Annotated in this window: 12 protein-coding genes; all 12 read right to left on the minus strand. The window is 68.2% G+C overall.

The window, feature by feature from the left end:
• Positions 1-77 precede the first annotated feature (77 nt).
• Entirely contained in the window at positions 78-1079 is a 1002-nt protein-coding gene (locus tag ACZ1I5_RS04875) for an NADPH:quinone oxidoreductase family protein (RefSeq protein WP_465172608.1), read from the minus strand.
• Complete coding sequence (gene leuD, locus ACZ1I5_RS04880) at positions 1042-1671, minus strand: 3-isopropylmalate dehydratase small subunit (RefSeq protein ID WP_465172609.1); 630 nt, start codon at positions 1669-1671, stop codon at positions 1042-1044. Before leuD ends, ACZ1I5_RS04875 begins: the two co-directional genes overlap by 38 nt.
• Positions 1672-1777: 106 nt before the next feature.
• Positions 1778-3220, minus strand: coding sequence for a 3-isopropylmalate dehydratase large subunit (gene leuC, locus ACZ1I5_RS04885; RefSeq protein WP_465172610.1), 1443 nt, complete (start codon positions 3218-3220; stop codon positions 1778-1780).
• Positions 3221-3289: 69 nt separating this feature from the next.
• The gene (locus ACZ1I5_RS04890) at positions 3290-4444 is read right to left on the minus strand and encodes an alpha-hydroxy acid oxidase (RefSeq protein ID WP_465172611.1); all 1155 of its coding nucleotides are present in this window, start codon (positions 4442-4444) and stop codon (positions 3290-3292) included.
• Complete coding sequence (locus ACZ1I5_RS04895) at positions 4429-5109, minus strand: Fe2+-dependent dioxygenase (RefSeq protein WP_465172612.1); 681 nt, start codon at positions 5107-5109, stop codon at positions 4429-4431. Before ACZ1I5_RS04895 ends, ACZ1I5_RS04890 begins: the two co-directional genes overlap by 16 nt.
• A gap of 184 nt (positions 5110-5293) precedes the next feature.
• Positions 5294-5824, minus strand: coding sequence for a DUF5681 domain-containing protein (locus tag ACZ1I5_RS04900; protein ID WP_465172613.1), 531 nt, complete (start codon positions 5822-5824; stop codon positions 5294-5296).
• A gap of 291 nt (positions 5825-6115) precedes the next feature.
• Positions 6116-6958 carry a c-type cytochrome gene (locus ACZ1I5_RS04905; protein WP_465172614.1) on the minus strand — a complete coding sequence of 281 codons (843 nt, stop codon included), beginning with the start codon at positions 6956-6958 and terminating at the stop codon, positions 6116-6118.
• Between the two features lie 84 nt (positions 6959-7042).
• A complete protein-coding gene (locus ACZ1I5_RS04910; protein ID WP_465172615.1) occupies positions 7043-8005 on the minus strand; it encodes an NAD-dependent epimerase/dehydratase family protein in 963 nt (320 codons plus the stop codon).
• Positions 8006-9448, minus strand: coding sequence for a hypothetical protein (locus ACZ1I5_RS04915; RefSeq protein ID WP_465172616.1), 1443 nt, complete (start codon positions 9446-9448; stop codon positions 8006-8008).
• Positions 9449-9625: 177 nt separating this feature from the next.
• Positions 9626-10510, minus strand: coding sequence for an alpha/beta hydrolase (locus ACZ1I5_RS04920; RefSeq protein ID WP_465172617.1), 885 nt, complete (start codon positions 10508-10510; stop codon positions 9626-9628).
• Positions 10510-11145 (minus strand): 3-oxoacid CoA-transferase subunit B, encoded by a 636-nt coding sequence (locus tag ACZ1I5_RS04925; RefSeq protein ID WP_465172618.1) that lies wholly within the window; start codon positions 11143-11145, stop codon positions 10510-10512. The genes ACZ1I5_RS04920 and ACZ1I5_RS04925 overlap by 1 nt, the downstream gene beginning before the upstream one ends.
• A gap of 3 nt (positions 11146-11148) precedes the next feature.
• Positions 11149-11910, minus strand: a complete 762-nt coding sequence (locus tag ACZ1I5_RS04930) for an HAD family acid phosphatase (RefSeq protein ID WP_465172619.1) — start codon at positions 11908-11910, stop codon at positions 11149-11151.
• Positions 11911-12041: the final 131 nt, after the last annotated feature.

Below are 12041 nucleotides of genomic sequence, written 5' to 3' on the forward strand. Positions count from 1 at the left end.
GACGCAACCGCGCAGGGCGCACGTCGAATACGTCCCCGCACCTATTCCTCCCCGAGCAAGCTCGGGGAGGAACAAGGTTACTCCGCGACCGTCACCACCAGTTTCCCGATCGCCCCACGCGCCGCCATCTTCGCGATCGCCTTGCCGCCATCCTCGAACGCGAAGGTCTCGGTGACGCGCGGCGCGATGCGGCCGTCCTTCCACAGGCGGAACAGCCGCTCGATATGCGCCTGGTTGGCCTTTGGGTCGCGCGCGGCAAAGGCACCCCAGAACACCCCGCACACGTCGCAGCTCTTCAACAGGGTCAGGTTGAGCGGCAGCTTGGGGATGCCCGCCGGGAAGCCGACGACCAGATAACGCCCCTCCCAGGCGATCGAGCGCAGCGCCGGCTCGGCATAGTCGCCGCCCACCGGATCGTAGATCACATCGGCGCCGCCCGGGCCGAGCGCTGCCTTGAACTGCTCGGCGAGCGCCCTGGATTGATCCTTGTCGAATGGCGCGCGGGGATAGACCAGCGCGACATCGGCGCCGGCTTCCCGGGCGACCGCGGCCTTCTCCTCGGACGACACCGCCGCCACGACGCGTGCGCCGAACGCCTTGCCCAGCTCGATCGCGGCCAGCCCGACGCCGCCGGCGGCCCCCAGCACCAGCAGCGTATTGCCCTCGACCAGATGCCCGCGGTCGAGCAGCGCATGGATGGTGGTGGCATAGGTCAGCAGCAGCGAGGCACCCTCGGCAAAACTGCGGCCTTCGGGCAGGCGGTAGAGCCGTGCCGCATCGACCGCGATCTTCTCGACCAGGCCGCCCGATCCCGTGGTGGCGATCACCCGGTCGCCCACCGCCCAGCCGGTCACGCCGTCGCCGACACTGTCGATCACGCCGGAAATCTCGCTGCCCGGCGCGAACGGCCGGGGCGGCTTGAACTGATATTTGTCCTCGATGATCAGGACGTCGGGATAGTTGATCGAGCAGGCCTTGACCGCGACCACCACCTGGCCGGGCCCGGCCACGGGATCCGGCATCTCGTCGATGACGAGGGTGTCAGGGCCGCCCGGCGCCTTCGACAACAGTGCCCGCATAGGATCGTCCTCCGCTCATCCACGGCCGGTGCTCGTTGACGCCGGACTCGTATTTCGAAATCGCGGTATCCCTTGCCAGCGTAAGCCCGATCTCGTCCAGCCCCTCCATGAGGCACTGGCGGCGGAAGGCGTCGAGCTCGAACGGAAAGCGATCCTGGTAGGGCGTGGTGACCGTCATCGTCTCGAGATCGATCGTCACCGGATCGGTCGCCGCGACCTCGACCAGCCGGTCGACCGCTTCCTGCGGTAGAACCACGGGTACGATGCCGTTCTTGAAGGCATTGCCGGAGAAGATGTCGGAGAAGCTCGGCGCGATCACCGCGACGATGCCCATGTCGGCGAGCGCCCAGGCGGCATGCTCGCGGCTCGATCCGCAGCCGAAATTGTCGCCCGCGATCAGGATCGGGCTGCCGGCATAGCGCGGATCGTCGAAGATATTGCCCGGCTGTGCGCGCACCGTCTCGAACGCGCCCTTGCCGAGCCCCTCGCGCGTCACCGTCTTAAGCCAGTGCGCCGGGATGATGACGTCGGTATCGATGTTCTTCGCGCCCCATGGATAGGCGCGGCCGGAGACCTGGCTGATCGCTTTCATTACCGGACCGCGATCGTTCCGTCGGCCGGTTTCGTCCTGGCCGTCGCGGCATAAGCGGCGATGCCGCTCAGCACGGTGCCCAGGATCAGCAGCACAAGCGCCTTCTTCATGGTCTCGACCCTCCCATCAGGTCGCGGACGTCGCTCAACCGCCCGGTGACAGCCGCTGCTGCCGCCATCGCGGGTGAAACCAGATGCGTCCGTGCTCCTGGCCCCTGACGCCCTACGAAATTCCGATTCGAAGTGGAAGCGCAGCGTTCGCCCGGCGGCACTTTATCCGGATTCATCGCAAGGCACATGGAACAGCCCGGCTCGCGCCATTCGAACCCGGCGTCGACGAAGATGCGGTCGAGCCCTTCGGCCTCGGCCTGGCGCTTCACTAGGCCCGATCCGGGCACGACCAGCGCGCGCACGCCGTCCGCGACATGGCGGCCGTTCGCGACCGAGGCCGCGGCGCGCAGATCCTCGATCCGGCTGTTGGTGCAGCTGCCGATAAAGACATGCTCGACCGGCACGTCCTGCATCGCGGTGCCCGGCGTCAGGCCCATATAATCGAGCGACTTGCGCGCGGCGGCGCGCTTGGCGGGGTCGGCGAAGCTGTCGGGATCGGGCACCACGCCGGTGATCGCCACCACGTCTTCCGGGCTCGTCCCCCAGGTCAATGAGGGCGCGATATCGGTCGCGTCGAGGCGCACGCTGCGATCATAGGTCGCGGCGGGGTCGCTCCGCAGCGACGTCCACCAGGCCACCGCCTTGTCCCAATCCGCACCGGCGGGCGCCATCGGGCGGCCCTTCAGATAGGCGAACGTGGTCTCGTCCGGCGCGATCAGCCCGGCGCGCGCGCCGCCCTCGATCGACATGTTGGCGACGGTCAGCCGGCCCTCGACCGACATGGCGCGGATAACCTCGCCGGTATATTCCAGGACATGGCCGGTGCCGCCGGCCGCGCCGATCCTGCCGATGATCGCCAGGATCACGTCCTTGGGGCTGACGCCGAAGCCGAGCGACCCGTCGACGCGGATTTCCATCGTCTTCGACTGAGTCAGCAACAGGGTTTGCGTCGCGAGCACATGCTCGACCTCGCTGGTGCCGATGCCGAACGCCAGCGCCCCCATCGCGCCATGCGCCGAGGTGTGGCTGTCGCCGCAGACCAGGGTGGTGCCGGGCAGGGTGAAGCCCTGTTCCGGCCCGACGACATGGACGATGCCCTGCTCGGGCGCGACCGCGTCGATATAGTCGATGCCGAACTCGGCGGTGTTGCGCTCCAGCGCGTCGAGCTGCGCCGCGCTCTCGGCATCGGCGATCGGCAAGCGCTTGCCCGCCGCGTCGAGCCGCGCCGTCGTCGGCAGGTTGTGATCGGGCACCGCCAGGGTCAGATCGGGCCGGCGCACCTTGCGGCCGCCCGCGCGAAGGCCGGCAAAGGCCTGCGGGCTGGTGACCTCATGGACGAGGTGGCGGTCGATATAGATCAGGCAGGTGCCGTCATCGCGCCGTTCGACGACATGAGCGGCCCAGATCTTTTCGTACAAGGTGAGCGGACGGGAAGCCATGCGGCGGCATCTAGCCCTTTCTTGCGCGCGATCAAGCGCGCGCGGCATTTAGTTACGCATAGCCTGGGTTCACACGCGCGAGCTCGCCGCGGCCTGGGCGTGCGGGAGCAACAGGACGTTCTTGTCCAGATCGTCCACCGTCCGGCACCCCAGCTGCGCCATGACAAGCTCCAGCTCGGCCCGCAGGATATGCAGCATATGCGCGACGCCTGCCATTCCGGCGACGGCAAGCGCGTGCATCTGCGGGCGACCGATCAGGACCGCGGCAGCGCCCAGCGCGAGCGCCTTGGCGATGTCGGTCCCGCCGCGCACGCCGCCATCGAGCAGCAACGGAACCTTGCCGCCGACCGCATCGATTATGCCGGGCATCACGTCGAGTGGCGACGGAAGGCCATCGAGCACCCGCCCGCCGTGATTGGAGATGATCAGCCCGTCCGCGCCCGCCGCGACGGCCAGGCGCGCATCGTCCGCCGCCAGCACGCCCTTGACGATCAGGGGAAGGCTGGTCAGCGACCGCAGCCACGCCAGATCCGCCCATCCCGGTGCCGCGTCGACGAGCGGCGTCCCGAACAGGATGCGGCCCTGCGGCATGCTCGTCTGGCGCAGGCCCGGCATGCCGCGGAGATTGGCGGCTTCCACGCCGGCGGGAAGGGTGAAGTCGGAGCGCTTGATCGACGCATCGACGGTGAGCACGATCGCGTCATACCCCGCGGCTTCGGCCCGCCGTACCAGGTCGGTCGTCCAGCTACGGTCTTCCTGGAGATAGAGCTGGAACCAGAGCGGTGCCGGGTCGCTGCCCAGTTCCAGCGCCGCGCCTCGCCCCGCTCCGGCGATCTCTTCCAGCGTGACGCTGGACAAGGTGCTGGCGACCATGCCGATCTGCATCGCCGTCGCGGCGCGGACCGTCGCCAGTTCGCCGTCGGGATGGGCGAGGCGCTGATAGGCGAGCGGGGCGAGCAGGATCGGGGTGGCATGCGACCGCCCGAACAACTCGATCGCGGTGCTCCCGCCGGTCAGGTCCGCCAGGATGCGCGGCAACAGGCGAAGCCGGTCGAAGGCGGCGCGGTTTTCGATGAGCGTGAGTCCCGCCCCGGCGCCGCCCTGGAGATGCTCCCAGGCGGCGGGGTCGATGTGGTGACGGGCCCTCTCCTCATAATCCGCCAGGCTGCGCAGGTCGGGCGGTATCGCGGTGAGCGGCGGCACCAGGGTCATGTGATCGACCATTGGCGCAGCAGATTGTGATAGACGTTGGTCAGCCCGTCGATCGACGCATGCTCCGGGTGATCCGCGGTGAGGCGCTGAATGGCGGTGTCGAGGTCGAACAGCAATTTGCGCTGGGGATCGGGCGGCACCAGGCTCTGAGTCCAGAAGAAGGCGGCGAAGCGCGTGCCGCGCGTCACCGGCGTCACATGGTGCAGGCTGGAGCCGGGATAGACGATCATGTCGCCGGCGGGCAGCTTCACCCGGTGCTCGCCGAACGTATCCTCCACCACCAGCTCGCCGCCGTCATAATCGTCGGGATCGCTGAAGAAGACCGTCGTCGAGACATCGGTGCGCACGCGCGTTGGCGTGCCGGGGATGGGGAAGATCGCACTGTCGACATGAGCGCCATAGGTTCCCCCGCCTTCGTAGCGGTTGAACCGCGGCGGCAGCACGCGCAGCGGCAGCGTCGCCGCGATGAACAACGGGGTCGCGGCGAGCCTTTCGAGGATCAGGTCGCCAAGCGATCGTGCGACCGGATCGTCCAGGCCCAGCTGCAGGTTGTTCTTGACCTGCGCCGCCTGATGCCCGGCGGTCCGCCGGCCATCCTCCCAATCCGCCGCCTCGAGCCGCGCGCGCGCGTCGCGTGCTTCCTCGGCGGAAAACAGGCTGGGAATGTGGAGCAGCATATCGGATCCTTGCGGACACTTGGGTGGGGCCGGGCCATGGCGTCTAGCAGGATTACATCCCTGGCGATTGACGGCCATCAAGGAAAAACGGGCGGCGGGCAATCGGAAGCGGTAGCTGGCCGTCGGCAAGGCCGGGCAGACATTGCCCGTCCTGCGCCCTCCGCCGATGGCGCGCGGCGCCGTCTCAGGTTTCCGCGTCCCCGTCATCCCGGATGACCACCGCGCCCGACCGGCTATCGATGATGATGTCCTCCGCATAATGGTCATAAGGGGGGACGTCGTCTTCACTCTCCTCCTTCCATCGGTGCAACCGCACGGCGACTTCCTTGTCCCCGCGTTCGGCCACATTGTAGATCGCGACCTGCGCGCGCTTCTGCGCCGCCTCCGCTGCCTGCACCATCTCCGCCCAGCGGCGTTGCGCACTCAGGCTGCCCTTCAGGGCCGCCAGGCCGATTGCGCGGAATACCGCCTGGTTCATCGGCATCTCGATTTCGCTGTCGCCGTCGCATACCGTGACCAGGCCATAGGCTTCGTCCAGGATCATCTGCTGCGTCGGCTCGGCCGCGCCGCGCAGCCGGTCGCCCGGTGCGCCGGTCCGGCGCGGCCGGCCCGCGGGGTTGCCCGATTGCCCTTTGCGGAAACGATATTCGACCGGCGGCTTGCAACGCCCAATCGCATAGCCCGTCGCACCTGATTCAACCTTCCGCTTCGTCATGGCAGTTTCCCGTCGATGAATGATCGCCGGATAAAAGCCGCTTTGCGCGGACATTTGAATCAAGTCGCTGCGTCACGGCCCGGGCGTTCGCTGTTCCTGCAACGGCCATTCCCTGTTCCGCACGGCGCTTTCCCTGTTACGGATAACAGGGAAATTCTCTTTAAGATACTGATATATTTAGGTAATAGTTGAAACAAACCGACGTTGAAAGGGGAAAAGGTAATGCTTCCCTGTTCCTTCGCTGTTATCGATCGATAACAGCGAAGGGAGTGGCACGTCGGCGGGAACGGCCTATTGCGCCGGCACCCTGGCCGCTTCCGCCGTCAGATAGGCCTGGATCGCCGCGATCTCCTGGTCGGTCAGCGCGTGCATCCCGGCGACCGCGACCACCCGCATCAGGCCCAGGTCGCGCTTGGAGGCGCCGACGCCGGTGCGCAGCAGGGTGCGGAACGCGGCCGGGTCATAGGCGGCGGCCATCGGCGCCAGCGCCGGCACGATCTGCTTGCCGTCATGCGAGGGCGAGGGCTCGTGCAGTTTGTGGCAGGCGGCACAGGAGATATCGACGAAATATTTGCCGGTATCCGCCGGGCGAGTCCGCACCGAGACATCCGGGAGCTGCACGCTCGGCCGCACCTTGCCGGCAAGCACCAGTCCGCGGCCGAGCGGCCCGAGACTCGTCTTCTCGCGGGAATCGGTCGGCTGCGGCTTGAGCGAGCGGATCCAGGCGATGATCCGCGCGGCGTCGTCGTCGGCCAGATAGGTGTGCGCGTCGGTCGGCATGATGAACAACGCGCTGCCGTCGCGCCGCACGCCATGGCGGATCGCGCGGAGCAACTCGGCATCGCTGTAGCGCGCCGCCACCTGCGAAAAGGGCGGCGGGGCAATGGTGCCGATCATCGGGTCCTTCAGCATCACCGTGCCGCCGCCATTGGCGCCGTGGCAATCGCGGCAGCCGGTGATCTTGGCGAGCCGCGCGCCCTCGGCGATCGAGGCCGCGTCGTGCGGCACCGCGATCGGCGTCAAGGCGACGTCATAGCCGCGCCGCATCTTCCATTCCGATCCTGCGTAGAGGACAATGACCGCCAGCACGACGATCGCGACCAGCCCAAGGACGATACGCTTCACTATCCGCACGAAAAACTCCCGCTTCCTCAAAAAATCGAGCGGGGCGCCTAGGCGGAACGGAGTGTCGGTGCTGCGGTCGCGCGACTGTGGCGACTAATTTGCGACGAAGACTTCCTTCGGCGAAACATAGTCCGCGTCATGCGCGAACGGCAGTTCCGCCTCGTCGCGCAATGCCTCGAGCACCGCCGCGAAATCGGTCTCGCAGCGGAAACCCAGCACGCGCTCGGCAAGGCTCGCGTCATAGACCCGGTCGATCGACGGCGGCAGCTGCCACCCGCGCTGCGCATAGAGCGCCGCCGCATCGGGGTAATGCCGCGCGATCACGGCGGGCGCATCGGCCTTCAGCGCCGCCACCTCGTCCCGCACAAACGGCGTGGGGGCGGAAACGATGAAGGTGCCGAACCCGATCTCCGGGGCGCGATCCAGCGCGACGATATGCGCCTCGGCCGCATCCTCCACGGTGAGGCGGCGGTGGAGCAGCTCGTTCGCCTTCATGTTCTCGCCCGACAGCACGAGATGCGTATCGTCGTCCTCGGGAAAGAAGCGCGAGGTGCGCAGGATGACGACGGGCAGGCCATGATCGGCATGGATCAGCCGGCACAATTGCTCGGCGGCGAGCTTGGTCACGCCGTAGATGTTGCGCGGCTCCAGCGGTGCCATCTCCTCGTCGATCCACACTGCCGTCTCGCCGCGCGCTTCGCGGATCGCGGTCGAGATCATCAGCGAGGTGGTCGAGGTGAAGACGAACCGGCTCGCGCCGCTGGCGACGGCCGCCTCGAGCAGGTGGAGCGTGCCGCTGCTGTTGACGTCGATGAAGGTCTGGTTGGGATAGCGCACGATGTCCGGCTTGTGCAGCGCGCCGCCGTGAATCACTGCCTCGATCCCGCGCTCGCCGAACAGCCGGTCGATCAGCATCCGGTCGGCAACGCTGCCGATCACATCGGTGTCGGTGCCCGGCGCCACGTCGAGGCCGGTCACCTCATGGCCGAGCGCGCGCAGCCGGGGGGCCAGGAATCGGCCGAGCCAGCCGCTCGATCCGGTCAGCAGGACACGCATTCACTTCCTCCGTTCGGGCAGGGTCGCGACCCATGCCTCCAGCGCCGCGGTATCGCGCAGATTGCCCGGAAAGACATGGACCGGGTCGAGCGGCACGTTCGATCCGCGCTTGCGGCCGCGATAGACCTTCATCGGCACCGAAAGGCGCGCGACGCCGCTCGGCAGCACGTCCTGGCGCACGTCCATGTAGAGCGTGTCGGCACTGGTCTGCTGGCCGATCTGGATCGCGCCCAGCGCCGCCCACAGATCGGCCGCATCGAGACAGGCCGATCCGCAGCCCGAATCGGTGACGAAATAGACCGGGCCGCGTGGCGGGGCAGGCGGATCGCCGGGGACCGGGGGCTCCTTGTCCTCCGGGTCGCGCCACAGCGTCTCGCCTTTGGCATGGGCCGCCTGCATGCCGGCGATGGTGCGATCGAACCATTTCCTGGCCTCGGGCGAGAGGATCGCCTTGCGCTGTTCGCGCGTCTCGACCAGCGACGCGATATTGGCTTCGGACGCGCGCCACTCGACCGAATCCGAGTCGATATCGAGGCCGGCGAAGCGTTGCTCGCCCCATAGGATCGCGGCGATCTGGCGCGACCAGTCGGACGATCCGCCATTGTTGCCGCGCAGGTCCAGCACGATCGCGGGCGCGGCGACCAGCGCGGCGCGATCCGCTTTCATGCCTGCGATCACGCCGGGCAGGTTGCGCCCGGCATCCGAACCGGGATCGCCGTTGAAGTCGCTGAGCCCATACCAGCGCGTTCCGTCGGCCAGGGTCCGCGTGCCGACCGGCGGGCGGATCAGCTGGCTGGCGGTCCAGAGCCGCGGCGTGAGCGCCTCGGGCGCGATCGGTTTCCAGGTGAGGCTGACCTGTTCGAGCCTGCCGCCGACCTCGAACACACAGGTCGCCGGGCGCCGGATGAACGGGTTGCCGCGATCGACGAACAGCTCGCCGCCGCGCCAGATATGGCGGGATTTCAGGAACCATCGGCCCTCGAACGCGCCGACATTCTCGGCCGCGAGCGATTCCGCCGGCATGCCGTCGCACGAGGCGAGCCGAGCGCCGAGCGGTAGCGGCGCATCGTCGGCGCGCGACACCACGCGCTGCGCGCCGGCCGCGTCGAAGCCGGTCAGGAATCCGGGCCATCTGGTGTCGAACTTCGGCGCCTCGCCGGTCGTGCCGAACCCCATATGCCCGTCCTCGAACGAGGCGACATAGGCCTTCATCGCATACCAATAGCCCGCGAAATCACGCACCTGCCCGGCCCGTTTCAGCGCCAGGGCCAGGCCCTGGTCGTTGCGCTTGGCGAAGTCGGGGTCGAGCGTGTTGATCGGCCCGGGATGATTGGCCGCCGCATCGTCATGCAGCGCCTGCGCGTCCTGGCGCAGCGCCTGAGACCAGTCGCGCTCGACGGGCATGGCGGCAAGCAGGAGGGGGAGGAGGGCCGCGATCATCATGGATCACTCCTACCGCAGCGCGTATTATCGACGCAACACAGGGGCTCATTCTCCTGCCTTCCCCGGCGAAGGCCGGGGCCCAGTTGGGAGCGGCTGATTGTCTGGCGTTGCGAGTCGTTGCCTCCACCTTCCCGACTGGGCCCCGGCCTTCGCCGGGGAGGAAGGAAGGGGGCGACCCTATTCCTTGAGCGCCGCCTCCAGGAACACCACACTTTCCGCCAGCACCGGCGCCTTGCCGCGGAAGGGTTTGGACAGCGCCATCACCACATCCTCGTGGTTGAGCCCGGCATGGATGCGCAAGGTCACCGGCGCGCCCAGCGCCTTCAGCCGCGCCGCGAGGTGGATGGCGTTGCGCGGCCTGACGGTGGTGTCCCTGTCGCCGGTGACGAGCAGCATCGGGGGCGCGTCGGCGCGGGCGAAGCGGATCGGCTGAGTCATCGCCGGATCGGCCACGCCCATCATCGCCGCCTCGGATCGCGGCGAGGTCCAGGGATAGAAATCATAGGGCCCGCTCAGCCCGATCGCTGCCTTGACGATGCCGGGGTCGACGCCCTCCGCCTCGAGCCAGCGCCGGTCGAGCGCGAGCATCGCGACGATATAGGCGCCGGCGGAATGGCCGGCGATGGCGATCCGCCCCGGGTCGCCGCCGAAGTCGGCGACATGGTCGCGCGTCCATTTCACCGCCTCGGCGCCGTCCTGCAGAAAGGCGGGAAAGCGCACGCCCGGCACCTTGCGATAGTCGGGCACGACCACGACGAAGCCGGCCCTGGCGAAGGCACGCGCGGCAAAGGCGTACGCGCGGCGGTCGCCCTTCACCCAGCCACCGCCATACCAGAAGATCAGCACTGGCCGCTTCGCGCTGACCTTGCCGGCGGGGCGCCAGACGTCGAGCGTCTGGCCTTGCGTGCCGAAGGGCAGGGCACTGCCCGGCCGGCTCGCCCCGGTCCCGCCGCCCAGGGTGCCGTCATACAGGCTGAGCAGGCCCGGCGGGGAGACGAGCGCCACGGTCAGGCCGATTGAGACGAGGAGCAGGAGCGCGACGGCGGCGAGGGCACGCCGCATCAGGCCAGATACTGTGCCGTCGTCTTCGCCGCTACCTCATCCGCCGTCACGCCCGGCGCCGTCTCGATCAGCTTGAAAGGCGAGCTGTGATCGGGGCGCTGGAACACCGCGAGATCGGTGATGACCATGTCGACCACATTCTTGCCGGTCAGCGGCAGGGTGCAGGCCGGGATGAACTTCGGGTCGCCATTCTTGCTGGTGTGCTCCATCACCACGATGATCTTCTTCACGCCGGCGACCAGGTCCATCGCGCCGCCCATGCCCTTGATCATCTTGCCCGGGATCATCCAGTTGGCGATGTCGCCATTCTCGGCCACTTCCATCGCGCCGAGCACGGTCAGGTCGATATGCCCGCCGCGGATCATCGCGAAGCTCTGGTCCGATCCGAAATAGGCCGATTGCGGCAGCTCGCTGATCGTCTGCTTGCCGGCATTGATCAGGTCGGGGTCGACTTCGTCGTCATAGGGGAACGGCCCGATGCCGAGCATGCCGTTCTCGGACTGAAGCGTGACGGTCACGCCTTCGGGGATATGGTTCGCCACCAGGGTCGGGATGCCGATGCCGAGATTGACGTAGAATCCGTCTTGCAGCTCGCGCGCGGCACGCGCCGCCATGTCGTCACGGGTCCAGGCCATGTCTTACTTCTCCGTCGTCGCGGGCAGGGCCCAGCGTTTGTCTGCAGGAAATACGTCGTCGAACCCGCCCCTGAGGCCACTGCCATAGACGGGGTTGGGGAGCACGAACCAGCCGGCACCCCATTTGGCCGCGACCGGCGCGGCCAGCGTTGCGTCGCGGCGCGGCGCGGGCGCCAGGCCGGCATTGAACAGGTCGCTGAAATCGCCGAGCTGGTCGCCGCCCATCGCGAGCACGCAATATTTCGCGGCGATCACCGCGCGCCGGCCGTCCTTCTTGGAGCCCGTGGCGTCGTCGCCCGACAGGAACAGCGTGTCGCCGTGCACGGCGGGGCCGAGGCCCGCGCCGTCGATCGCGCCGGTCGTCTGGGCGGCATTGCCGGCCGAGCGGTTGGTGTTGAACACCACCGTCACGCCAAGGTTGCGCAGCGCGGTCAGCGCCTGGAGCGCACCGGGTGTTGGCACGACCTTGTCGGCGCCGGTCTTCTCCCAAGCCTGCCAGCGCGCTTCGTCATAGGGCTGCGGGTTGGCCGCGTCGGCATATTCGAAGCCGAGGTTGAGCAGCACCGTCTCGTCCACGTCGAACACCGCGGCGAAGGGCTTCTTCGCACACGGCACGAAGCTCGGCGCGGCAAGCGTCGTGCCGGCGGCGAGAACCACGCTGTCGCGCGGCCGCCTGCGAACCTGCTGCGCGACATAACCGGTGAGGCCGCGCCACGCCTGGAGGCTGATCGCCGAGCCTTCGCCCGAGCCGTAGAGATATTGCATGCCGGGTGGGACGGTCGGGGCGGGGGGCGGTGCGGGTATCGGAGGCTGCGGTGGCGGCGCCTGAACGACCGGTTCCGGCGGGGGAGGCGCGACCCGTACCGGAGCCTCGGCATGCGCGCAGCCCGCGAGGA

The sequence above is a fragment of the Sphingomonas sp. BL-S-30 genome (assembly GCF_055521475.1).